The following is a 24,435-nucleotide window of genomic DNA, read 5'->3' as shown; positions in this document are numbered from 1 at the left end:
AGAGGGACTTGAACCCTCACGTCCGTTAAGACACTAACACCTGAAGCTAGCGCGTCTACCAATTCCGCCACCTTCGCATACCCGTAACACCCTGAGAATGTTACAACCACGGAGGCGCATTCTAGAGATTTTACTCTTTGCGTCAACAACTATTTCGTCGGGCTGAAACGATCGCTCTAAAAAGCAACATTTTCAGCCCGGCAACGCGGTCAGTAGCGGAAAAAAGGATTAACGGGTTTTCGCACCGCGACCATAGACGGCACGGTAAACTTTAAAGCGGCCAGTCTGTGCGATCACTTCATGGCTGCCGAACGCCTCATCCAGCGCCTGTGGATAGGGCAGGAAGGCATTGGCAACGATACGCAGTTCACCGCCGGTGTTCAGATGCTTCACCGCGCCACGGATTAACGCCTGTGCCGCATCGAGGCTGGTCTGCGTGCCTTCATGGAACGGCGGGTTAGAGATAATCATGTCGAAACGTCCGGTGACGTCAGAGAAGACGTTGCTGGGGAAGACCTCGCCCTCAATGCCGTTGGCGGCCAGCGTCGCCTTACTCGCTTCAATCGCCGCCGCGTGAACGTCACACAGCCACAGGCGTACTTTAGGCGAACGGGCATGCAGTGAGGCGGCAATGACGCCTGCGCCACAGCCCATATCCAGCACTTTTCCTTTGGTGTGTGGCGTAAAGGTGGAGAGCAGCAGGGCACTGCCGCTGTCCAGACCATCGCGGCTGAAGACGCCTGGCAGGGTGTGAATCGTCAGATCATCCATCTGATACTGCTGACCAAAGGCGCCGGCATCAAAGTCAGGCTGTGCGTCGAGGCGACCGTGATAGAGACCACAGCGGCGCGCGCTGTCGATCTTCTCCAGCGTTACCCAGGACTCCAGCATGCCTTCTGCACTGCGCACGCCGCTGCGGTTTTCACCGACCACGAACACGTCGCAGCCCACCGGCAGCAGCGACAGCAGATTCTGCAGCTGGAACTGCACTTCCGGCTTATTTTTGGTCCAGAAATACACCAGCGTATCGCAGCCCTGCACATCTTCCGCCTGCGCAACCAGTCCATAACGCGCCTGTTCGCCCATACGGCGGCTCAGGTTTTGCCAGTGATGATATTGCTGGGTGTGTACGCGCGACGAGGCGGTTTCCAGCTGAGCGGGCAGGTCATCCTGCAAATCGCCAGCAAATAAAACGTGGCGGGCGGTAAATTCATCACTGTGGCGCAGAATGACTTCGCTGGCCGGGGTAAAAGCAGACATGTAGAGCTCCTGTAAGATCTGAGCGGGGATTATAGTGGTTTGTTGGCGCATGTTCGATGGGTTTGCTAGCATAGCGTCGCATTCAGGCAGCCAACAGGTAACACCATGACGTCCAGGCGCGACTGGCTTTTACAGCAAATGGGAATTACGCAGTATCAACTGCGCCGCCCGCGCGTGCTTCAGGGCGAAATTGCCGTCACGCTGGCGCCGGACACGCAGTTAATCATTGTCGCTGACGTGCCCCCCGGGCTGGATGAACCGCTGATGCGCGACGTGCTGCAGACGCTCAATCTTCAACCCGCCCAGGTGATGACCGTGACGCCGGATCAACTCCAGATGCTGCCGGAAACGCTGAACTGCGCCGGCTGGCTGCTTGGGGTTGAGAGTGCACAGACTTTTAATGGCGTGGCACTGACCAGCGCCGCTTTCAATGAACTGATCAGCAGCGGCGTCGCCAGACGCGCGCTCTGGCAACAGATGTGTAACCATGACAGCCATCTCTTTACTCACCCCTGACGATCGGGCCGAGGCCTTTGCCATCGAGCGTCGCAGTCACGCGTTTCCCTGGAGTGAACAGACGTTTGCCAGCAATCAGGGCGAGCGCTTCCTCAATTTACGGCTGGATGCCGAAGGAAAAATGGCCGCCTTTGCCATTACCCAGGTGGTGCTGGATGAAGCGTCGCTGTTTAACATTGCGGTCGATCCCGCCTGGCAGCGCCGGGGATTTGGCCGTCAGCTGTTGCAGCATCTGATCGACGAGTTAATAAAACGCGATGTGCTGACGCTGTGGCTCGAAGTCCGGGCGTCCAATCTGCCCGCCATTGCGCTTTATGAGCAGATGGGATTCAACCAGGTGAGCCGTCGTTCCAACTACTATCCCACCGCCAGCGGGCGTGAAGATGCCCTGATGATGGCGCTGACGCTGTAGCGGTGCTAAGGAGCTTTAATGTCAGAACAGTGGGATTGCATCCTGTTTGATGCGGACGATACCCTTTTTCATTTCGATGCTTATGCCGGGTTGCAGCGGCTGTTCGCCGGTTATGACGTGCAGTTCTCCGACCAGGATTACAGTGACTATCAGGCGGTTAACAAGCCGCTCTGGGTCGATTACCAGAACGGCACGATTACCGCGTTGCAGCTACAGACCCAGCGTTTCAATCACTGGAGCGAAAAGCTCAGCGTCGCCCCGGAGATCCTCAACAGCGGCTTCCTGACCGCAATGGGCGAGATCTGTACGCCGCTGCCAGGCGCGGTGAGCCTGATGAAGCAGCTGCACGGTCGGGTAAAGATGGGCATCATCACCAACGGCTTTACCGCGCTGCAGCAGACGCGCCTGGAGCGCACCGGTTTCCGCGACTACTTTTCGGCGCTGGTAATCTCTGAGCAGGTCGGCGTGCCAAAACCGGCGGTGGAGATTTTTGATTATGCGCTGAACCTGATGGGCAATCCGGATCGTCAGCGGGTGCTGATGGTCGGGGATACGCCGGAATCCGATATTCTCGGCGGCATGAATGCCGGGGTGAAAACCTGCTGGCTCGATGATGGCACCCGGCCGCTGCCGGAACATATCAAACCGACCTGGCAGGTCAAATCGCTGGCTGAGCTGGAAGCGCTGCTGATCGGCTGACAGATCCGAATACAAGTACAAGTAAATCTGACAGCAATAGACAGAGTTGATGCGCAGGGAATACGGGCAGAGGAGGAAAGCGTCCCGCGCCATGGATGGCGCGGGCCGAGCGGCCAGGGAGGGTTTAAGCGACTTTCCGATCTGACCGTGTTCCCTTCGCAGGCTCGGCCTCACCAGCTCCCTGACTGAGTTCTGTGCTCGCGTCCTGAACCGCTACGTTTTCTTCTCATCATCTTCATCCCGATCCTCCTGCACCGGCGTGCTGGCGGTGAGCAGGAACGGTGACTGCTGCCAGCGGGTACGGCGGTGGCGCAGCAGGGTACGGGAGAGGATAATGCCGATGGCCAGCGCCAGCAGCATCATCAGGCGCAGAATATTGGTGGTGTTGTCGACCTGATGTGAGTCGGTGACCAGCACATGGGTGTCCAGCGTCACGCGCAGAAAGCCCAGCGGGCCATCGTTTCCGGCCAGGGGCTGCACAATCTGATGGTTGAAATAGCTGCCCGCACGCTGCCCGTCGAGAGCGAGCCTGTCGCGCACGTTAATGTTTTCTCCGCTGTGCGCCACCAGGCTGCCATCACCGTCATACACCGACGCATCCAGAATGCGGCTGTTCGCCGTCATCTGATTCAGAATCGCTTCTATCTGATTACGGTTGTTTTCACTGTTGTCCATCAACGGCTTAAGGCTGAACGCCACCTGGCTGGTCAGCGTATGAGCCAGCTCTTCGACCTGTTCAGAACGCGCCATCTGATGACCGGTACTGAACCAGGAGACGCCCTGCATCAGGGCGACCAGCAGCGTCATCGAGATGAGAACGATCACGGTACGATGTAAGCGAAATTTCAGCGCGGTTTTAGCCATTACTCATCCGGGTCATGTCACAACAGAAAGCCTGGAGATTATGTTGCCAGAAGCGACGCAGACAGGGTAGCCTCTTGCGTGGTTTTGTTGTCCCTACAGGAGCTCTGATGCCAAATCGTTTAACCTGGTGCGATCTTCCCGCCGATGTCTCTCTCTGGCCGGGTTTGCCCCTTTCTCTTAGCGGTGATGAAGTGATGCCGCTGGATTATCGCGCTGGCCGCACCGGCTGGCTGCTGTATGGCCGCGGGCTGGATAAGCAACGGCTGACCGATTATCAGCATCAGCTGGGTGCAGCGATGGTGATTGTCAGCGCCTGGAACGTCGATGAGTATCAGGTGATCCGCCTGGCGGGCTCGCTGACGCCGTTTGCGACTAAACTGGCGCACGATGCCGGACTGGACGTGGCGCCGCTGGGTAAAATCCCTTACCTCAAGACCCCCGGTCTGCTGGTGATGGATATGGACTCCACCGCGATTCAGATCGAATGTATCGACGAGATCGCTAAACTGGCAGGTAGCGGAGAGCAGGTAGCAGAAGTGACAGAACGCGCGATGCGCGGTGAACTCGACTTCAGCGCCAGCCTGCGTCAGCGCGTTGCCACCCTGCAGGGCGCAGACGCCAATATTCTGAAACAGGTGCGTGATGAGCTGCCTTTAATGCCGGGCTTAACCACCCTGACGCAGAAGCTGCAGGCGCTGGGCTGGCAGGTGGCTATCGCCTCCGGCGGCTTCACCTACTACGCCGAATACCTGCGCGATAAGCTGCATCTGTCGGCCGTGGTCGCCAACGAACTGGAAATCCGCGACGGCAAACTGACCGGCAACGTGCTGGGTCCGATTGTCGACGCACAATATAAAGCCGATACGCTGAAGAAGCTGGCGCAGCGTTTTGATATCGCGCCGGAACAGACGGTCGCGATTGGCGACGGAGCCAATGACCTGCTGATGATCAAAGCCTCCGCGCTGGGCATTGCGTTCCATGCTAAACCTAAGGTGAATGAGCAGACTGCGGTCACCATTCGCCATGCCGATCTCATGGGGGTGTTCTGCATCCTGACCGGCAGCCTGATCCACGAAGAGCGTTAACTGAGGAATTGATTTGGCCAAAGCGGCAAAACGCGCATTTGTCTGTAACGAATGCGGCGCAGATTACCCACGCTGGCAGGGGCAGTGCAGCGCCTGTCACGCCTGGAACACCATCACCGAGGTGCGCATTGCCGCCTCACCCGCGGCTGCGCGCAACGAGCGCCTGAGCGGCTATGCCGGCAGCGCCAGCACCAGCCGGGTTCAGAAACTGTCAGAAATCAGCCTGGAGGCACTCCCGCGCTTCTCCACCACCTTTAAAGAGTTTGATCGGGTGCTGGGCGGCGGCGTGGTGCCGGGCAGTGCGATTCTGATTGGCGGCAGCCCCGGCGCCGGTAAATCCACGCTGCTGCTGCAGGTGATGTGTCGGTTGTCGGAAGGGATGAAAACCCTGTACGTCACCGGCGAAGAGTCCCTGCAACAGGTGGCGATGCGCGCCCATCGTCTGGGATTGCCCACCGAAAATGTGAACATGCTGTCGGAAACCAGCATTGAGCAGATCTGCCTGATCGCCGAGCAGGAGCAGCCGCAGCTGATGGTGATCGACTCGATCCAGGTGATGCACATGGCGGAGATCCAGTCCTCGCCGGGCAGCGTCGCCCAGGTGCGGGAAACCGCCGCCTACCTGACACGCTTCGCCAAAACGCGCGGCGTGGCGATCATCATGGTGGGGCACGTCACGAAAGATGGCTCGCTGGCCGGTCCGAAAGTGCTGGAGCACTGCATCGACTGTTCGGTGCTGCTGGATGGCGATGCCGACTCCCGCTTCCGCACCCTGCGCAGTCATAAAAACCGCTTCGGTGCGGTCAATGAGCTGGGGGTGTTTGCCATGACCGAACAGGGCATGCGCGAAGTCAGCAATCCGTCAGCGATCTTCCTGTCGCGCGGTGAAGAGATAACTTCAGGCAGCTCGGTTATGGTGCTCTGGGAGGGAACGCGACCGCTGCTGGTGGAGATTCAGGCGCTGGTCGATCACTCAATGATGGGCAACCCGCGTCGCGTCGCGGTCGGGCTGGAGCAGAACCGCCTGGCCATACTGCTGGCGGTGCTGCACCGTCATGGCGGATTGCAGATGGCGGATCAGGATGTGTTCGTCAACGTCGTGGGCGGCGTCAAAGTCACCGAAACCAGCGCCGATCTGGCGCTGATGCTGTCGATGGTGTCGAGTCTGCGCGATCGTCCGCTGCCGCAGGATCTGGTGATCTTCGGCGAAGTGGGGCTGGCCGGTGAGATCCGTCCGGTGCCCAGCGGTCAGGAACGCATCTCGGAAGCGGCGAAGCACGGCTTCAAACGTGCCATCGTTCCGGCAGGAAATGCGCCGAAAAAACCGATTGCCGGGATGCAGGTTTTCAGCGCGAAAAAGCTGGCCGATGCGCTGGCGATTCTGGACGATCTGTAACGCGCCTGACGCCTGCCCGGAAAAACCACGGGCAGGCGGCACCCACCTTAACCGCATTGATGCAGGAGGCACGACATGTCGTCGTTTGAGTATCTGAAAACGGCCATTCGCCAGCAGGGGCACACGCTGCAACAGGTCGCTGACGCCAGCGGCATGACCAAAGGCTATCTGAGCCAGTTGCTCAATGCCAAAATCAAAAGTCCCAGCGCGCAGAAGCTGGAAGCGCTGCACCGCTTTCTGGGGCTGGAATTTCCGCGCCGTGATAAAAGGGTGGGCGTGGTATTCGGTAAGTTCTATCCGCTGCATACCGGCCATATCTATCTGATCCAGCGCGCCTGCAGTCAGGTGGATGAGCTGCACATCATCATGGGCTACGATGAGCCGCGCGATCGGGAGCTGTTTGAGAACAGCGCCATGTCCCAGCAACCGACGGTCAGCGATCGCCTGCGCTGGCTGCTGCAGACCTTTAAGTACCAGAAAAACATCCGCATTCACGCCTTCAACGAGGAGGGGATTGAACCCTATCCGCATGGCTGGGATGTCTGGAGTGAGGGCGTCAGCGCTTTCCTCAGCGAGCACGGCATTGCTGCGGACTGTATCTACACCAGCGAAGCGCCGGATGCGGAGATGTATCAGCAGCACCTGGGCATTCAGACCGTGCTGGTCGATCCCAACCGATCCTTTATGAGCATCAGCGGCGGGCAGATCCGTCAGGATCCGTTCCGCTTCTGGGAGTACATCCCGACAGAAGTTAAACCCTTCTTTGTGCGTACCGTGGCGATCCTCGGCGGCGAGTCGAGCGGTAAATCGACGCTGGTGAACAAACTCGCCAACATCTTCAACACCACCAGTGCCTGGGAATATGGCCGCGACTATGTCTTTTCCCATCTGGGCGGTGACGAAATGGCGCTGCAATATTCTGATTACGACAAGATCGCGCTGGGACAGGCGCAGTACATCGATTTCGCGGTGAAATATGCCAATAAAGTGGCGTTTATCGACACTGACTTCGTGACGACTCAGGCGTTCTGTCTGAAGTATGAAGGGCGTGAGCATCCGTTTGTGCAGGCGCTGATCGATGAGTATCGCTTTGATCTGGTGATTCTGCTGGAGAACAACGTGCCCTGGGTGGCGGATGGCTTACGCAGCCTGGGCAGCTCAGTGGATCGGCGGGAGTTTCAGTCCATGCTGGTCACGATGCTGCGGGAAAACAACATCGACTTCGTCCATGTCCAGGAAGATGACTACGACACCCGTTTCCTGCGCTGTATTGAACTGGTCAAAGGGGTGCTGGGCGAGAAGAACGTTCAGCCGTAAGGTCTGTCATAGCCCGGTCTGCACCGGGCTACTTCATACATACATCCTCAGCGCGGCGGCTGTTGCTTTTCACCGCCGCCGCAGAACAGCCGGATTAATAGACCATAACCACTTTGCCGCGCATGTGACCTTCCAGCACACGCTGATGGGCAGCGGTTAAGGTCTCAACGCTTAAGCCGTGCAGCGTCTCGCTCAGTGTGGTCTGCAGTTTACCTTCATCCAGCAATGCCGAAACGGCATCCAGAATCTCGCCCTGGCGCGCCATATCGGGCGTTTTAAACATGCTGCGGGTGTACATCAGCTCGAAGTGCAGAGCGGCACTCTTCAGCTTCAGCTGATCCATCGACAGCGGATGCTCATTTTCCACGATGGTGCAGATATGGCCCTGCGGGGCGATCAGTTTTGCCATCGTCTCCCAGTGACCGTCGGTATCATTCAGGCAGAAGATGTAGTCCACCTGTTTAATGCCCTCTTTCTCCAGCTCACCGATCATATCTTTGTAGTTGATCACCTTGTCGGCGCCCCGATCGCGGCACCACTGCGCGGAGTCCTCGCGGGAGGCGGTGGCGATGATCTGAACCTTGCTGCGCAGCTTCGCCAGCGGGATCGCCAGCGATCCGACACCGCCAGCGCCGCCGACGATCAGCAGTGTCTGATCCTCGGTTGCCGTCTCCAGGTTCAGCCGCTCAAACAGGCCTTCCCAGGCGGTCAGCGCCGTCAGGGGAATGGCCGCCGACTGCGCCCAGTCCAGGCTTTCGGGCTTGTGGCCGGTGATGCGCGCATCCACCAGCTGCTCGGTGCTGTTACTGCCAGGACGGGTCAGGTCGCCCGCGTAAAAGACCTCATCGCCGGGTTTGAAGTTGCTGACTTTGCTGCCGACTTCCAGCACGACGCCGCTGGCATCCCAGCCGAGAACACGCGGCACCTGTAAGCCATTTTTGATCGCCCCTTTGTGGACTTTGGTGTCGACCGGGTTGACCGAGGCGGCTTTGACGCTGACCCGCAGGTCATACTCACCGGGCGTCGGGGTTTCAGGGAAGATTTCTGTGAAGTTTTCAGGACTTTCCGGATTAATAGCGATAGCGCGAATAGACATAGCATTTTCCTGTTAAGTCAGGCTCAAAGCCTGGAGAGTGTCAGTTGCCATTCTGGCCCTGGGCAGTGCACGCCAGCCGGTGAAGAGGCCGCCCGGCGGGTGATGCGCTGTCCGTGGCAGACTGGCGTCACGATCTGGAACAGGTTTAAGTGTAGAACCTGGTTTTAGCGGTGATAAGATGGACAATCTTTCATAGAGTGTTCGTCTGAGGTGAACAATGGCCTTCCGGCAGTGGCAGGATATGGCGCTCTTTGCGCTGGTGGCGGAGTGCGGCAGCTTTACCGGCGCGGCAGAGCGGGCGGGACTGCCGAAATCGAGCGTCAGTCAGCGCATCAGCCAGCTGGAGCAGCGGGTAGGGATTCGGTTGCTGAACCGCACAACCCGCCAGCTCAATCTGACCTTTGCCGGTGAGCGCTATCTGCTGCATTGTCAGGAGATGATGCAGGCGAGTGAACGCGCGGATCAGGCGATCGCCAGCCTGCGTGAAAATCCCAGCGGTCGTCTGCGCATCACCAGCCCGGCGGGGATCGGCGCGACGCTGCTGGCACGCTGTAACGCGGCATTTTTACGCCTCTACCCCGATGTGACGCTGGATGTGTCGATCTCCGACGAGATGCGCGATCTGGTGCAGGAGGGATTCGATGTGGCGCTGCGCACCGGTCAGCCGCACGAGTCGTCGCTGATTGGCCGCCGGATCGGTAACTGCCCGCGACTGCTGGTCGCCTCGCAGGGCTATCTCGATCAGCATCCGCCGCTGGTTCATCCGCAGCAACTCTCTGCGCACCGCTGTATTGCCCATCGCGCCTGGAATGAGTGGGTATTACAGCGCGATGATGAGTTCTACCGCTGGCTGCTGCCGCCAGGCCACCTCACCGATAATCTGCTCTACGCGCGTGAATGCGCGCTGGGTGATGCCGGTATCACGCTGCTGCCGCACTTTCTGACCGATGGCGCGATGGCGGACCCGCGTCTGGTACCCGTTCTGCCGGAATGGGAGATTGAAGGGAATGAACTCTGGCTGGTCTATCCGGGGCGCAAACTGCACTCTCCGGCGCTGGCTCGCTTTATCGAGTTCGCGCTGCAATCCCCGGTGTTCAGGGATTTTTATCGCTGACTGAGCCAAAAAAAAGGGCGGCATCGCTGCCGCCCGTTTGTATCTTTACTTCGTCATACGCTTGTACTTGATGCGCTTCGGCTCCAGCGCATCTGCGCCGAGGGTACGCTTCTTGTACTCTTCGTATTCGGTAAAGTTACCTTCGAAGAATTCAATTTTGCCCTCATCCTGGTAATCCAGAATATGGGTGGCGATACGGTCCAGGAACCAGCGGTCATGCGAGATGACCATGGCACAGCCCGGGAACTCCAGCAGGGCGTTTTCCAGTGCGCGCAGGGTTTCGATATCCAGGTCGTTCGTCGGTTCATCGAGCAGCAGCATGTTGCCGCCAACCTGCAGCAGCTTCGCAAGGTGCAGACGACCACGCTCACCGCCTGAGAGTTCGCCCACGCGTTTGCCCTGATCGACGCCCTTAAAGTTAAAGCGTCCGACATAGGCGCGGCTTGGCATCTCGGTGTTACCGATGCGCATAATATCCTGACCGCCGGAAACTTCTTCCCACACGGTTTTCGAGTTGTCCATGCTGTCGCGGAACTGATCCACAGCGGCCAGCTTGACGGTGTCGCCCAGCACGATGCTGCCGGAATCAGGCTGTTCCTGACCGGACATCATGCGGAACAGCGTCGATTTACCCGCGCCGTTCGGACCGATAATCCCGACAATCGCGCCTTTCGGCACGGAGAAGGAGAGATCGTCAATCAGCACACGGTCGCCATAGGACTTACGCAGGTTGCTGACTTCCAGCACTTTGTCACCCAGACGGGCACCTGGCGGAATGAACAGTTCGTTGGTTTCGTTACGCTTCTGGTAGTCGGTATTGTTCAGCTCTTCAAAGCGTGCCAGACGGGCTTTGCCTTTAGACTGCTGGCCTTTTGGTCCTTTGCGAACCCACTCCAGCTCTTTCTCAATCGACTTGCGACGGGCAGCTTCAGAAGAGGCTTCCTGCGCCAGACGCGCATCTTTCTGCTCCAGCCAGGAGGAGTAGTTGCCTTCCCATGGAATGCCTTCGCCACGGTCCAGCTCCAGGATCCAGCCTGCCACGTTATCCAGGAAGTAACGGTCATGCGTAATGGCGACGACTGTGCCTTCGAAGTCGTGCAGGAAGCGTTCCAGCCAGGCGACAGATTCCGCATCCAGGTGGTTAGTCGGTTCGTCCAGCAGCAGCATGTCTGGTTTTTCCAGCAGCAGGCGGCAGAGGGCAACACGGCGACGTTCACCACCGGAAAGGGTCGCGACTTTCGCATCCCAGTCTGGCAGACGCAGCGCATCGGCTGCACGTTCCAGCTGGGTATTCAGGTTGTGGCCGTCGTGCGCCTGGATAATCTCTTCCAGACGACCCTGTTCAGCGGCCAGCTTGTCGAAATCAGCATCCTCTTCAGCGTAGAGTGCGTAAACTTCATCAAGGCGTTTCAGTGCGCCAACCACTTCCGACAGCGCTTCTTCAATCGACTCACGCACGGTGTGTTCAGGGTTGAGCTGCGGTTCCTGCGGCAGGTAGCCAATCTTGATGCCTGGCTGCGGACGCGCTTCCCCTTCGATATCTTTATCGATGCCGGCCATGATGCGCAGCAGGGTCGATTTACCCGCGCCATTCAGGCCGAGTACGCCGATTTTAGCGCCAGGGAAGAAGCTGAGCGAGATGTTCTTCAGGATATGTCGCTTCGGCGGAACCACTTTGCCGACGCGATGCATGCTATAGACGAATTGAGCCACGTTGGTTTGAGCCTCTGGGTCTGTTGGTCGTTGGAATGATGTCGAAGTTTAGCCTTTTTCACCCCTTAATCCCAGCCGGGGGGCGGCGAATATTCGCGGGTCGGGGGCGGTCAGGCATAAGACGCTGATTTGTCCGGCTCACCGGAGAGCCATATGAAAAGGCGGGCAGAGACCGGCTGGCCTCCGGCCTCAGGGCAGACGCAGGGGAATAGCCTGCTGCGTCAGCCAGGTCTGCAGGGCCTGGTCGGGGGCACTGTCGCTGACCAGCAGATCGAAGCGCTGCAGGTCGCCGATGCGGGCGGGCAGCACTTTGCCATATTTGCTGCTGTCCGCCACCAGCACCGACTGCCGGGCGCGCAGCATGGCATGATGTTTCATCGTCAGCTCGTTGGTGTTGTAGCAGGTTGCGCCCTGATCTTTGTCGATCCCGGCCGCAGAGATAAAGGCGAGCGTCGGGCAGAGATCGTCGAGAAGGGTGTGCACACCCACCGGCGTAAAGAGCGCATTGTCGGCATGAAACTCCCCGCCGCTCAGGATCACGTGACAGGCCGGTTTCTCTTTCAGAGCCAGAAACGTGTTCATGGCGCAGCAGATGGCGGTAAAAGAGAGCGTGTCGGGGAGGGCATCAATGATATAGGGCAGGGTGGTGCCACAGTCAAAAAAGACCGTGTCGTTCTCGCTGACCAGGCTAGCGGCCACCTGAGCCAGCCGCTGCTTTCTGGCGGCGTTCTGCCCGTGCTGGTCGCTGACAAAATAGTGACCGGCATGACTTTTGGGATCGCTGACGATATAGCCGCCCAGCAGCACTACGCTGGAGCCCGGCTCGGTCAGATCGCGGCGAACCGTCATCTCAGAGACGCCCAGCAGCCGGGCCGCATCTTTCAGATGGAGTTTGTCGGTGCGTTTGAGCGCCTGCGTCAGTTTCTGGATGCGTTCATCGCGCCGGGTTTCCATGGTCATCTCTCTGTTCCCTATCCTGCAGTGCGGAGGAAGGACGCCGGAATCGGCGTCGATACGCGACAAACCTCACAGATTTGAATGAGTTGCGTCTCATCCGCCAGGCTGGCACTCAATCTTACCTGCAATCTGTAAGGGCCGCAAACCTCTGGCGCGCGGGGGAATCGCGCCACTGCTCAGTGGCGACCGGCTTACTGTAAGCCGGGCGTTAAATCGCCACCAGGCCGCGCACGCCTTCTGCCTCCATGGCGTCGCCGCGGCCTCGCTGCACAATTTCACCGCGGGACATCACCAGATAGCTGTCCGCCAGTTCGGCCGCGAAATCATAAAACTGCTCAACCAGCAGGATCGCCATATCGCCTCGCTGCGCCAGCTGGCGGATCACCGCGCCGATCTCTTTGATCACCGATGGCTGGATCCCTTCGGTCGGCTCATCCAGGATCAGCAGCTGCGGCCGACAGGCCAGCGCCCGGCCGATCGCCAGCTGCTGCTGCTGGCCGCCAGAGAGGTCGCCGCCCCGGCGTGACTTCATCGCCTGCAGCACCGGGAAGAGCTGATAGATCTCCTCCGGGACGGCCCGTGCCTCTGCCGCCGGAAAGCGTGACAGGCCCATCAGCAGATTCTCCTCCACCGTCAGACGCGGAAAAATTTCCCGCCCCTGCGGCACATAGGCGATGCCAGCCTGCACCCGCTGATGCGGTTTGCGGCCATTCATCCGCTGCTGCTGCCAGTGAATCTCCCCCGACTTCGCCGGGATCAGGCCCATCAGGCACTTCAGCAGCGTGGTTTTTCCCACGCCGTTGCGCCCCAGCAGGCAGGTGATTTCGCCAATCCTGACCTCAAACGAGAGGCCGCGCAGGATGTGACTGCCGCCATAATATTGATTCAGTTCAGTAACCTGTAACATCTCAGCGCCCCAGATAAACGTCGATAACCTGCTCGTTGGCCTGCACCTCGCGCAGCGATCCCTCCGCCAGCACCTGTCCCTGATGCAGCACCGTAACGTGGTCGGCGATGGTCTCCACAAAGCCCATGTCGTGCTCTACCACCATCAGCGAATGTTTCCCCGCCAGGCTGCGAAACAGTTCGGCGGTGTAGGCCGTTTCCGCATCGGTCATGCCCGCCGCCGGTTCATCCAGCAGCAGCAGATGCGGCTCCTGCACCAGCAGCATGCCAATCTCCAGAAACTGCTTCTGGCCGTGCGACAGCAGACCCGCCCGGCGCTGGCGCTCGCCGCCCAGCCGCAGCAGCTTCAGCACCTCATCAATCCGGTCCCGCTGCTCGCTGTTGAGGCGGGCGCGCAGGCAGGCCCACACCGATTTGTCGGCCCTGAGGGCGATCTCAAGATTCTCGAACACGGTCAGCGCTTCAAAAACCGTGGGTTTCTGGAACTTACGGCCAATCCCGGCGCGGGCGATCGCCACCGGTGACAGACGGGTCAGATCGCTGTCCTGGTCGTAGATCACCCGGCCTGCATCCGGCCGGGTTTTGCCGGTGATCACATCCATCAGCGTGGTTTTGCCCGCGCCGTTGGGGCCGATCACGCAGCGCAGCTCACCGACGCCGATCTGCAGCGAGAGATCGGTCAGCGCCCGGAAGCCCTCAAAGGAGACGCTGATCTTATCGAGCTGCAGCACCGGATCGCGCTGCACCCGGTGGCGATCCGCTAACTGGGGTTGGGTAAACAGGGCATCACTCATTTTTTTCTCCGGCGCAGCAGGCCAATCACGCCGTGCGGCAGAAACAGCGTGACCAGGATAAACATCAGGCCCAGGAAAAAGAGCCAGTATTCCGGGAAGGCGACGGTGAAGAAGCTGCGCGCGCCGTTAACGATCGCTGCGCCCAGCAGCGGGCCAATCAGCGTGCCGCGTCCGCCCAGCGCCACCCAGATCGCCGCTTCGATCGAGTTGGCGGGGGACATCTCGCCAGGGTTGATGATGCCGACCTGCGGCACATAGAGCGCCCCGGCCAAGCCGCACAGCACCGCGGAGAGCGTCCAGACAAACAGCTTGAAGCCGCGCGGATCGTAACCGCAGAAGGTCAGGCGGTTCTCCGCATCCCGCACGGCGGTCAGCACCCGGCCAAATTTGCTGCGCGCTAGGGCGAAGCCGATCGTCAGGCTCAGCAGCAGCAGCAGCACCGTGGCGACAAACAGTCCGATACGGGTCGGGGTCGCCGTGACCGAAAAGCCGAGCAGGGTGGTGAAGCCGGTAAAGCCATTGTTGCCGCCAAAACCGGTTTCGTTACGGAAGAAGAGCAGCATGCCCGCGTAGGTCAGCGCCTGAGTCATAATCGAAAAGTAGACGCCTTTGATTTTTGAGCGAAAGGCGAAGAAGCCAAACAGCAGCGCCAGCAGGCCTGGCACCAGCATGCTGAGACAGAGCGCCCACGCGAAGGAGTCGGTGCCGGCCCAGAACCAGGGCAGCTCACGCCAGGAGAGAAAGGACATAAAGGCGGGCAAGCCTTCCCCGGCGGCCTGGCGCATCAGGTACATGCCCATGGCGTAGCCGCCCAGGGCAAAAAAGAGGCCGTGGCCCAGCGACAGCAGGCCGGCGTAGCCCCACACCAGATCCAGCGCCACGGCGACCACCGCATAGCAGAGGATTTTGCCGACCAGTGTCAGGGTGTAGGTGGAGATTGCCAGCGGATGTGTAGCGGGCAGCAGCGCCAGAAACGGCATCACCAGCAGCGCCAGGGTGATAACCAGGCCAAGGGTAAAGGTCAGGCGTGGGGCGGTGCGCGCCACGCGAAGCGTGATAGGTTGCGTCATCAGTCAGTCACCCTTCCTTTCACCGCAAACAGCCCCTGTGGACGTTTCTGAATAAACAGCACGATGAGCACCAGAATCAGGATCTTGCCCAGGACCGCGCCAATCTGCGGCTCCAGCACTTTGTTCAGAATGCCCAGACTGAAGGCGGCGACCACGGTGCCCGCCAGCTGGCCGACGCCACCCAGCACCACCACCAGAAACGAGTCGATGATATAGCCCTGACCCAGTTCCGGGCCGACGTTGCCCAGCTGCGACAGCGCCACGCCGCCCAGCCCGGCAATGCCGGAGCCGAGTCCGAACGCCAGCATATCGACGCGGCCGGTCGGCACGCCGCAGCACTCCGCCATGGCGCGATTCTGCGTCACGGCGCGCACGTTCATGCCCAGGCGGGTGCGGTTCAGCAGCAGCCAGGTGAGCGCCAGCACAAATACCACGAACAGGATTACCGCGATGCGGTTCCACGGCAGCACCAGATTAGGCAGCACCTGCAATCCTCCTGACAGCCACGACGGGTTCGCTACCTCCAGGTTTTGTGCCCCGAACAGCACCCGCACCAGCTGAATCAGCATCAGGCTGATCCCCCAGGTGGCGAGCAGCGTCTCCAGGGGGCGGCCATAGAGATGGCGGATCACCGTGCGCTCCAGCGCCATACCGACGGCGGCGGTGACCAGGAAGGCGACCGGCAGCGCCAGCAGCGGATACCAGGCCAGGTAGTGCGGCGCAAACTGCTGAAACAGGCTCTGTACCCACCAGGTGGCGTACGCGCCGAGCATCAGCATTTCGCCGTGTGCCATATTGATCACCCCGAGCAGGCCATAGGTGATCGCCAGGCCCAGCGCGGCCAGCAGCAGGATCGATCCCAGCGACAGGCCGCTGAAGGCCTGACCCAGCAGATCGCCCCACCGCAGCCGCTGCTGAATCTGTTGCAGGCTGTCCGCCGCCGCAGCCCGCACCGTGGCATCCGGTTCATTTGCGGGCTGAGTCAGGCGTTGCAGGCTGGCCTGGGTGTCAGGATCGCTGGACTCACCCAGCAGATTGACCGCACGCAGGCGCACCATCGGATTGCTGTCTGCCAGTTGCAGGTTAGCCAGCGCCAGCGCTAAGGCGGCATGAACCCGGCTATCCTGCTCGGCGGCGAGGCGCTGCGTCAGCAGCGGCAGCTGGTCGGCAACCCCCCCATTCTGCAGTTGCTGCGCGGCGCGCAGGCGCAGCGCGGCATCACTGCTCACCAGCTGGTGGGCGGCCAGCGCATTGTTCACCAGCACGCGCAGCCGGTTGTTCATAAAGAGTTTTTTCAGGTTGCCTGCGGGCTGAGCCGCACCCTCCAGCGGTGTCAGCTGTGTACCCTGCTGGCTGAAGGGCTGTTTGTTCTGGTCGATGACGACCGTTTCGGCGTGCAGCGCTTCCAGCAGCGGCAGGCGCTGACTGTCCGGCGCGGCGGCCCATTGCTGCAGCAGGGTGGCCTGCTGGCTGCGGCTGGCGGCGGCAAAGTCAGCCGCCGGTCCGGCGCTGGCCAGCAGCGGCATCAGCAGCAGCAGGCTGAATAAGCAGCGGCATAGAGTCATAAAGAGAGCCTCGTCAGGGGGAGGCAGCACGGCGGATTAAACAGCCGTGCTGCCGCTTCGCAGCGATTGACGCTGCCTGTCTGCCGCGCGCTTACTGCGCGGTTTTTACCGGGTAGTCGGGCTTTTTGTCGTTACCGGCAATGTACGGGCTCCACGGCTGTGCGCGCACCGGCTTGTCGGTCTGCCACACCACGCTGAACTGGCCGTTCTCTTCCACTTCGCCAATCATCACCGGCTTGTGCAGATGGTGATTGGTTTTGTCCATGGTCAGGGTAAAGCCATCCGGTGCGTTAAAGGTCTGACCGGCCATTGCGGCCCGCACTTTGTCGACATCGGTGGTGCCCGCTTTTTCCACCGCCTGGGCCCACATATGGATGCCCACATAGGTTGCTTCCATCGGGTCATTGGTGACCACGGTGGCGGCGTTCGGCAGATTGTGCGCTTTGGCGTAGGCGCGGTAGTCCGCGACAAACTTCGCGTTGGTCGGGTTGTCGATCGACTCGAAGTAGTTCCAGGCGGCTAACTGGCCGACCAGCGGTTTGGTATCAATGCCGCGCAGCTCCTCTTCACCCACCGAGAAGGCGACCACCGGAATTTCGGTGGCTTTGATCCCCTGATTGGCCAGCTCTTTGTAGAACGGCACGTTGGAGTCGCCGTTGATGGTCGAGACCACCGCAGTTTTGCCGCCAGCCGCAAACTTTTTGATATTCGACACGATGGTCTGGTAGTCGCTGTAACCAAACGGCGTATAGACCTCTTCGATATCCTTGTCCGCCACGCCTTTGCTGTGCAGGAAGGCGCGCAGGATCTTGTTGGTGGTGCGTGGATAGACGTAGTCGGTGCCCAGCAGGAAGAAGCGTTTAGCACTGCCGCCATCTTCGCTCATCAGATACTCCACCGCCGGGATCGCCTGCTGGTTTGGCGCCGCACCGGTGTAGAAGACGTTAGGCGACATCTCTTCGCCTTCATACTGCACCGGATAGAAGAGCAGGCCGTTCAGCTCTTCAAATACCGGCAGCACCGATTTGCGTGACACTGAGGTCCAGCAGCCAAACACCACCGCCGCTTTGTCCTGCGTCAGCAGCTGCCGCGCCTTCTCGGCAAACAGCGGCCAGTTAGAGGCGGGATCTACCACCACCGGCTCCAGCTTTTTCCCCAGCACGCCCCCTTTGGCATTGATCTCATCAATGGTCATCAGCGCCACATCTTTCAGCGGCGTTTCAGAAATCGCCATGGTGCCGGAGAGGGAATGCATGATCCCCACTTTTATGGTGTCAGCCGCCTGCGCACTCCAGGCTAATCCCATGCTGACAACGGTGGCGGAGAGCGCAAAAGCTTTGATCAACGAACGTCTTTTCATCATCTGAACCCCTGAGTGGTTGTTGTGTTATTCGATGGTCTGGAGCCGGGCCTGCTGCAGGCGATGCAACGTGATCTTCCTGACTTCCGCCTTGCTGACGGCGATATGGTCGGTCAGCATGCGTTGCGCGTCGGTGGTCTGTTGCTGAAAAATCGCCTTTAAAATCTCTGCATGTTCCTGATAGGTCGCGCAGATACGGTCGTCGCGGGTGAAGTCGAGCCGCCGGATAATGCGGATCTTCTCCGTGAGTTCGGCATGGATGCGGGCCATCTCCGGGTTGCCCGCGGCTGCCACCAGCGTCATGTGAAACGCCTCATCGTGCTGCGAAACCACCAGCCCCTCGGTGAGCGCCTCTGCCTCACACCAGAACTGGTTCAGCTCCGCTAACAGGGCCGCACACTGCGGAGCGGGCAGGGCACAGAGGCGTTTTACCGCCTCGCACTCCAGCACGGTGCGCAGGTCATAAAGCGATTCAAACCAGGCGAAATCGAAGTTTCGGATCTGCCAGCCGCTGCGGAACCACACTTCCACAAAGCCTTCGCGCTCCAGCCGGAACAGCGCCTGACGCACCGGTGTGCGGCTTACCGCCAGCCGTCCGGCGATTTCGCTTTCACTGAAGCGGTCACCCGGCATCAGGCGAAAGGCGAAGATATCGGCCTTGAGCGCCTGATAGACCCGCTCTGCCAGCGCCTCCGGGCGCGCTTTTGGGGATTGAGGTTGCCTTGTCATTGCTGCTCCTTATTCCAGCCACAGCAGGTTATCGCCCGGGCTGACCGGGCGGCCCGCCTGGCAGGCGATACGCGTGACCCGACCGGCCTGCGGGGCGACAATCGCCAGCTCCATCTTCATCGCTTCCACGATGATCAGAGTCTGACCGGCGCTGACCGCGTCGCCCGGCTGCACCAGCACTTTCCAGATATTGCCGTTGAGGTCAGCCTGCACCGCCACGCCGTGCTCCTGCTCTTCGCTGACGCTGGCCAGCGCCTCCTCAGCCTGCGGCGCGCTCTGCTCTTCCTGCGCCCATAACTGCACCTCCTGTTCAAAAGCGGCGGCCTGGCGCTGGCGGAACGCCGCGATCTCAGCGGCGTGATCGGTGAGGAACTGCTGGTGGGCGGCAAAATCGAACTGCGTCTCTTCGATGCGCAGGCTGCCACGACCTTCGCGAAAATCTTCGCGCAGCCGGGTCAGCTCCTCTTCACTGACGGGATAAAAGCGCACCTGATCGAAGAAGCGCAGCAGCCACGGCGCGTCGGGCGCGAACTGCGGATTTTTCAGGAAGGTGTTCCAGATCGGCAGCGTCCGGCCCACCAGCTGATAGCCGCCAGGCGAGTCCATACCGTAGATACACATGTACATGCCGCCGATGCCGACGGTGCCTTCGGCGGTAAAGGTGCGCGCCGGACTGTATTTGGAACTCAGCAGACGATGGCGTGGATCGACCGGCACAGCGCAGGGCGCGCCAAGATAGACGTCGCCCAGCCCCAGCACCAGATAGCTGGCGTTAAACAGGGTCGCGCGCACCTCCTCCCGGCTGCTTAAGCCATTAATACGCTGGATAAAGTCCACGTTGTTCGGCAGCCAGGGGGCGCTGGCGCGAACCGTCTCCTGGTAGCGGCTGACGGCACCGAGCGTGGCGCTGTCCTCAAAGGCCATCGGCATCCACACCACGCGGGAGGGGACCTTCAGCGTGCTGACATCGCCCAGCGTCGCCTCCAGCGCCAGCAGCAGCGTCATCAGGGCGGACTGATTGATGATGCGGCTGTCGTAGCGTACCTGCAGCGAGCGCACGCCCGGCGACAGCTCCTCGACGCCGGGTTCTGCCTGCGCCGTCAGCGCATTCATCAGCAGATGCACGCGCAGACGTAGCGCCAGATCCAGCACGTTGTCGCCATATTCAATCAGCACATATTTGTCGCCCGCCTGGCGATAGACCACTTTCGGGGTGGTGTCGGTGGCGTCGAGGGCGGCGAGAATCGTGGCGGAGCCGTGAGCGGTTTCAGCCAGTGACGGCACGGCAAAGGCCGGGGGATGTTCCGGGCGCAGCGTCTCAATCAGATGACGCTGCGCGTTTTCCCGCGCCAGCGCCTCCTCCGCGCTGATTGGATGGAAGCGGATGGTGTCGCCGGGTTTGACCTGACCGACCTTCCACAACTCGGCTCTGGCGATGGTTACCGGACAGACAAAGCCGCCGAGGCTCGGGCCGTCGTGCGTCAGGATCACCGGGAAGTCGCCGGTGAAGTTGACCGCACCGATGGCATATTCACAGTCGTGAACGTTGGAGGGATGCAGGCCCGCCTCACCGCCGTTGGCGCGGGTCCAGGTCGGTTTCGGGCCGACCAGCCGCACGCCGAGACGGTTAGAGTTGTAGTGCACCTGCCAGTCGCTGGCAAAGAACTCGTCAATGGCGGCCTGGGTGAAAAAGTCCGGTGCGCCGTGCGGACCGTAGAGCACACCGATACGCCATTCACTGCCGTAGTGCGGAATCAGCGACGCATCAAGCGGCTGCGGCGCGCCAGTCGGGGCCGGTGTGGTGCAGGCGGCGCGCGCAGGCTGTGAGACTGGCAGCATGTCGGCGACCCGCAGGGTGCGTCCGGCGTGACCGCCAAACTGACCCAGCGAAAAGGTGCTGCGGCTGCCCAGATATTCCGGCACGTCAAAGCCGTTGCGCACCGCCAGATAGCTGCGGCAGCCCTGGCGGGCGCGTCCCATCGTCAGCGTCTGTCCCGCTTTCACCGTCAGCGGCTGCCAGTAACTGACCGCTTCACCATCAAGCTGCGCGTCACACTCTGCGCCGGTCAGCGCCACAATCGCGTCGTAGTGGAAGCGCAGGGTGGGGCCCTGCAGGGTGAACTCCAGCCCCGCCGCCGCCTCATGGTTTCCGACGATGCGGTTAGCCAGCCGGAACGCAAAGTCATCCATCGGGCCGGAAGGCGGCACCCCGATGTCCCAGTAGCCGAGGCGGCCGGGGTAGTCCTGCACCGAACTGAAGGTGCCGGGCTGCAGCACCTCCACCACGGTGGCGGCAGGCACCACGCTGTCGAGATAGCGCGTCCAGACGTTGCCGCTGCGAAACGCCTCGCTGGTGGTAATCTGCCGCAGATAGTCGAGGTTGGTGGCGATACCGTGCAGCTGGGTTGCATCCAGCGCGTGATGCAGTTTTTCCAGCGCCGCTTCACGGTTATCGGCATGCACAATCAGCTTGGCGATCATCGGGTCATAAAAGCTGGAGACTTCGCTGCCGGTTTCGACGCCGCTGTCGACACGCACGCCGTCAGGAAAGCTGACCGCGGTTAACAGGCCAGGGCTGGGCTGGAAGTTTTTCAGGGGATCTTCCGCGTAAAGCCGCACCTCGATCGCCGCGCCCTGAGGCGGCTGCTGCAGGCGTGACCACTCCACCGGATCACCCGCCGCCACCTGCAACATGCACGCCACCAGGTCAAGCCCGGTGACGCATTCGGTGACCGGATGTTCAACCTGCAGGCGGGTGTTCACTTCAAGGAAATAGAACGCCTGCTGGCTGACGTCGTAGATGTACTCCACGGTGCCTGCGCTGCGGTAGTTCACCTGCCTTCCAAGCCGCACCGCTGAGGCGAGCAGGGCATCGCGCGTCTCCTGCGAAAGGCCGGGCGCGGGTGTCTCTTCCACCACCTTCTGATTGCGGCGCTGCAGGGAGCAGTCGCGTTCACCCAGTGCGACGACGGTACCGTTACCGTCACCAAAAATCTGCACCTCAATATGGCGGGCGCGATCGATGCAGCGCTCCAGAAACACGCCTGCATCACTGAAGAACTGCTCACCAAGGCGGCGCACGCTCTCCCAGGCGCTGGCGAGTGCGTCGGCGTCGGCGCAGCGCGTCAGGCCAATGCCACCCCCACCGGCGGTGCTTTTCAGCATCACCGGGTAGCCAATCTCGTCGGCAGCCTGAATCGCCTCCTCCAGCGAGGCGAGCAGCGGGGTGCCTGGCGTCATCGGTACGCCCGCACTGGCTGCCAGCTCACGCGCGCGGTGCTTCAGGCCGAACTCGCCAATCTGCTGCGCGGTCGGGCCGACAAAGGCGATGCCCGCCGCGTCACAGGCTTCGGCAAAGGCCTGGCTTTCCGACAGAAAACCGTAGCCCGGCCAGATCGCCTGCGCGCCGCTCTGCTGCGCCGCCAGAATTTTGTCGATGCGCAGGTAGGAGTCACTGGCTTTGTCGCCGCCGAGGGCGATCGCGCTGTCCGCCTGCTTAACGTGCTGCGCGTTGCGATCCGCGTCAGAGTAGACCGCGACACTTTTGACGCCCAGGCGCTTCAGGGTGCGAATGGCGCGGCAGGCAATCTCGCCCCGGTTGGCAATCAGTACGGTGGTGAACATGATCAGTGACTCCCCTGTGAGGTCAGCCAGTTACGCCAGCCGCCCGATTCGGTGATTTCCAGCGCGCTGTTCAGCGCCGCGCCTTCGCAGATAAAGCCTTTCACGATCCGCCCATCCGCCAGCGTCAGGCTGCCGATACCCAGCGGGGCGGGGATCTCCGCCACAAATTCGCCGAAGCGTGCCAGCGGGATGTCCCACAGCTCCACGATGATGGCGGCACCCTGTTCGTCCCGCATCAGGCCGGGCTTTTTGATCGCCCCGTCCAGCAGGGCGAACAGGCGGTAGTGAGGGGCGGTCTTTGTCTCTTCCACCCACACCGCCCTGCGCTCGGTGAGCTGGAAATTCAGCGGCATGCCGGTGAGGTGTGCCCCCACCACCGCCAGCCGGACATGATCGGGGGAGACGGGGAGAGCGACGGGCGGCGGGCAGGGCAGGCCAGTCGCCCCCAGCGGCAGCGCCAGCTGGCGCTGCCAGCGAATGCCAAATTCAGCCAGCGCCCGGTCGTGCCAGGCGGGCGCAATCAGCGTGATACCCGCCGGAAGATCGTCATTGCGGAACGGTGCGGGCAGCGCCAGCGCGGCGAGGTCAGCGAGGTTGGTAAAGTTGGTGTAGGTGCCAAACTGTGAGTTGTAGTGAATCGGCTCCTGCTTCATCTCTGCGAGGGTATGAATGGTGGGCGAGGTCGGCACCACCAGCGCGTCGAACTGCGCCAGGGTCTGCTGAATCTGGCGCGTCAGCCCGGCCCGCAGATACTCCGCTTTGTAGGCATCGACGGCGCTGTATTTCAGGCCGCTGGCGACGATCTCATGCACTACCGGGTCCATATCGGTGGGGCGATCGAGCATCCCGCCTACCGCCACGGTGCGCTCAGCGACCCAGGCACCGTAGTAGAGCTGCTCTGCCAGCTGCCGGAACGGCGTGAAGTCGATGGGGTGCAGCGTCGCGCCACTCGCCTGCAGGGCCTCCAGCGCCCGATCCCAGGCGGCTTCAGCGGCGGCATCATCGAAAAACTCCGGCGTGTCAGGAACGGCAAAGCGGGGGCGAACCGGCAGGCTGGCGGGGGCAGTGCGCGGATTCACGCGCGAATAGGCGTCCCCGGCATCGTAGCCCCCGATCACGCTGGCGACGCTCCAGGCATCTTCCGCCGTCAGGGCGAACACGGAAATCGTGTCATTGAGGCGGCAGGCGGGCACGACGCCGCGCGCAGAGAACCAGCCTTTGGTCGGCTTCAGGCCAACGATATTGTTGAAACCGGCCGGGACGCGGCCCGAACCGGCGGTATCGGTGCCCAGGGAAAAGGCGACCAGTCCGCGCGCCAGCACCGAGGCCGAGCCGGAGCTGGAGCCGCCGCTGACATAATCGGGGTCAAAGGTGTTACTGACCGCGCCAAAAGGTGAGCGGGTGCCGACCAGACCGGTGGCAAACTGATCGAGGTTGGTTTTACCAATGACCACGGCCCCGGCCGCTTTGAGTCTGGCTACCGCTACCGCGTCCTCGCTGGCGGTATAGGTAAAGGCGGGACAGGCGGCGCTGGTGGGCCAGCCCGCCACATCGATATTGTCCTTGACCGCGAACGGCACGCCGAACAGAGGCAGCGATGCGGGATCGCGCTGATAGTGAGCCAGCAGCGGTTCAATCTGAGCCGCCAGCTGATCCGGGGTCGCCAGCATGATCCAGGCATTATCCCGGGGATCCAGGGCGGCAAGGTGAGCGCTCAGCAGTGCGCTAATCTGATGTGGCGCCTGCTGGTAGCGTTGTTGCCAGGCGTGCAGTGTCAGGCCAGTGGTCGAAGTCATAAGAAGGATTCCAGCTGGTATACAAGATGGAATTCAACAGAGCAAAGGGTGTGCCACTTTTTTAAGCTGATGATTCAACGCCTTAAAACGACAGGTGATAAGTTTTTCTGATGATTATTTGCACAATGACGGCGCGCAGGCTGAACGATGACGGTGCGTTTA

General features: G+C 61.0%; 20 protein-coding genes. 7 read left to right on the top strand and 13 right to left on the bottom strand.

Going from position 1 to position 24,435, the window contains the following annotated elements; genetic code table 11:
- Window positions 1–228: 228 nt before the first annotated feature.
- Window positions 229–1,260, bottom strand: coding sequence for a 16S rRNA (guanine(1207)-N(2))-methyltransferase RsmC (gene rsmC / locus HFD97_RS15510; protein ID WP_009092268.1), 1,032 nt, complete (start codon window positions 1,258–1,260; stop codon window positions 229–231).
- Between the two features lie 105 nt (window positions 1,261–1,365).
- Here rsmC and HFD97_RS15505 point away from each other — a divergent pair, with 105 nt between their 5' ends.
- Genes HFD97_RS15505 through yjjG form a run of 3 tightly spaced genes read left to right on the top strand, consistent with a single transcriptional unit; the run spans window position 1,366 to window position 2,887 of the window.
- Window positions 1,366–1,776 (top strand): DNA polymerase III subunit psi, encoded by a 411-nt coding sequence (locus HFD97_RS15505; RefSeq protein WP_033736409.1) that lies wholly within the window; start codon window positions 1,366–1,368, stop codon window positions 1,774–1,776.
- Entirely contained in the window at window positions 1,748–2,188 is a 441-nt protein-coding gene (gene rimI / locus HFD97_RS15500; RefSeq protein WP_009092266.1) for a ribosomal protein S18-alanine N-acetyltransferase, read from the top strand. Before HFD97_RS15505 ends, rimI begins: the two co-directional genes overlap by 29 nt.
- An 18-nt stretch (window positions 2,189–2,206) precedes the next feature.
- A complete protein-coding gene (yjjG, locus tag HFD97_RS15495; protein WP_167432215.1) occupies window positions 2,207–2,887 on the top strand; it encodes a pyrimidine 5'-nucleotidase in 681 nt (226 codons plus the stop codon).
- Window positions 2,888–3,100: 213 nt separating this feature from the next.
- Here yjjG and HFD97_RS15490 read toward each other — a convergent pair whose 3' ends face one another.
- Window positions 3,101–3,751: a YtjB family periplasmic protein gene (locus HFD97_RS15490; RefSeq protein ID WP_140924184.1), complete on the bottom strand. Its 651-nt coding sequence runs from the start codon at window positions 3,749–3,751 to the stop codon at window positions 3,101–3,103.
- Window positions 3,752–3,858: 107 nt separating this feature from the next.
- Between HFD97_RS15490 and serB the strand changes: the two genes are divergently transcribed.
- From serB to nadR, 3 genes are all read left to right on the top strand, one after another.
- Window positions 3,859–4,836: a phosphoserine phosphatase gene (gene serB / locus HFD97_RS15485; RefSeq protein ID WP_046101170.1), complete on the top strand. Its 978-nt coding sequence runs from the start codon at window positions 3,859–3,861 to the stop codon at window positions 4,834–4,836.
- Between the two features lie 13 nt (window positions 4,837–4,849).
- Window positions 4,850–6,232: a DNA repair protein RadA gene (gene radA / locus HFD97_RS15480; RefSeq protein ID WP_167432214.1), complete on the top strand. Its 1,383-nt coding sequence runs from the start codon at window positions 4,850–4,852 to the stop codon at window positions 6,230–6,232.
- A gap of 75 nt (window positions 6,233–6,307) precedes the next feature.
- A complete protein-coding gene (gene nadR, locus HFD97_RS15475; protein WP_009092260.1) occupies window positions 6,308–7,549 on the top strand; it encodes a multifunctional transcriptional regulator/nicotinamide-nucleotide adenylyltransferase/ribosylnicotinamide kinase NadR in 1,242 nt (413 codons plus the stop codon).
- A gap of 94 nt (window positions 7,550–7,643) precedes the next feature.
- Here nadR and HFD97_RS15470 read toward each other — a convergent pair whose 3' ends face one another.
- Window positions 7,644–8,645 (bottom strand): zinc-binding alcohol dehydrogenase family protein, encoded by a 1,002-nt coding sequence (locus tag HFD97_RS15470; RefSeq protein WP_009092259.1) that lies wholly within the window; start codon window positions 8,643–8,645, stop codon window positions 7,644–7,646.
- A gap of 217 nt (window positions 8,646–8,862) precedes the next feature.
- Between HFD97_RS15470 and HFD97_RS15465 the strand changes: the two genes are divergently transcribed.
- Entirely contained in the window at window positions 8,863–9,759 is an 897-nt protein-coding gene (locus tag HFD97_RS15465; RefSeq protein ID WP_058957759.1) for a LysR family transcriptional regulator, read from the top strand.
- A gap of 45 nt (window positions 9,760–9,804) precedes the next feature.
- On the opposite strand, the gene ettA is transcribed toward HFD97_RS15465, so the two are convergent.
- The 10 genes from ettA to atzF form a co-directional block, all read right to left on the bottom strand.
- Window positions 9,805–11,472 (bottom strand): energy-dependent translational throttle protein EttA, encoded by a 1,668-nt coding sequence (gene ettA, locus HFD97_RS15460; protein WP_072215507.1) that lies wholly within the window; start codon window positions 11,470–11,472, stop codon window positions 9,805–9,807.
- Between the two features lie 189 nt (window positions 11,473–11,661).
- Complete coding sequence (gene deoR, locus HFD97_RS15455; protein ID WP_009092255.1) at window positions 11,662–12,426, bottom strand: DNA-binding transcriptional repressor DeoR; 765 nt, start codon at window positions 12,424–12,426, stop codon at window positions 11,662–11,664.
- Window positions 12,427–12,637: 211 nt separating this feature from the next.
- Entirely contained in the window at window positions 12,638–13,336 is a 699-nt protein-coding gene (urtE, locus tag HFD97_RS15450) for an urea ABC transporter ATP-binding subunit UrtE (protein WP_009092254.1), read from the bottom strand.
- A gap of 1 nt (window position 13,337) precedes the next feature.
- On the bottom strand, window positions 13,338–14,129 hold the full coding sequence (gene urtD / locus HFD97_RS15445) for an urea ABC transporter ATP-binding protein UrtD (protein WP_009092253.1): 792 nt from the start codon (window positions 14,127–14,129) through the stop codon (window positions 13,338–13,340).
- A complete protein-coding gene (gene urtC / locus HFD97_RS15440; RefSeq protein ID WP_167432213.1) occupies window positions 14,126–15,199 on the bottom strand; it encodes an urea ABC transporter permease subunit UrtC in 1,074 nt (357 codons plus the stop codon). The genes urtD and urtC overlap by 4 nt, the downstream gene beginning before the upstream one ends.
- A complete protein-coding gene (gene urtB, locus HFD97_RS15435) occupies window positions 15,199–16,764 on the bottom strand; it encodes an urea ABC transporter permease subunit UrtB (protein WP_167432212.1) in 1,566 nt (521 codons plus the stop codon). The genes urtC and urtB overlap by 1 nt, the downstream gene beginning before the upstream one ends.
- Before the next feature lie 91 nt (window positions 16,765–16,855).
- Window positions 16,856–18,124 carry an urea ABC transporter substrate-binding protein gene (urtA, locus tag HFD97_RS15430; protein ID WP_167432218.1) on the bottom strand — a complete coding sequence of 423 codons (1,269 nt, stop codon included), beginning with the start codon at window positions 18,122–18,124 and terminating at the stop codon, window positions 16,856–16,858.
- A gap of 27 nt (window positions 18,125–18,151) precedes the next feature.
- Window positions 18,152–18,853, bottom strand: coding sequence for a GntR family transcriptional regulator (locus tag HFD97_RS15425; protein ID WP_167432211.1), 702 nt, complete (start codon window positions 18,851–18,853; stop codon window positions 18,152–18,154).
- Between the two features lie 9 nt (window positions 18,854–18,862).
- The gene (gene uca, locus HFD97_RS15420) at window positions 18,863–22,477 is read right to left on the bottom strand and encodes an urea carboxylase (protein ID WP_167432210.1); all 3,615 of its coding nucleotides are present in this window, start codon (window positions 22,475–22,477) and stop codon (window positions 18,863–18,865) included.
- Window positions 22,478–22,479: 2 nt separating this feature from the next.
- Complete coding sequence (atzF, locus tag HFD97_RS15415) at window positions 22,480–24,273, bottom strand: allophanate hydrolase (protein WP_167432209.1); 1,794 nt, start codon at window positions 24,271–24,273, stop codon at window positions 22,480–22,482.
- Window positions 24,274–24,435: the final 162 nt, after the last annotated feature.

The sequence above is a fragment of the Pantoea sp. EKM103V genome, from assembly GCF_011800365.1.
Classification (GTDB): domain Bacteria; phylum Pseudomonadota; class Gammaproteobacteria; order Enterobacterales; family Enterobacteriaceae; genus Pantoea; species Pantoea anthophila.
This window is presented reverse-complemented; position numbering and strand designations above follow the sequence as displayed.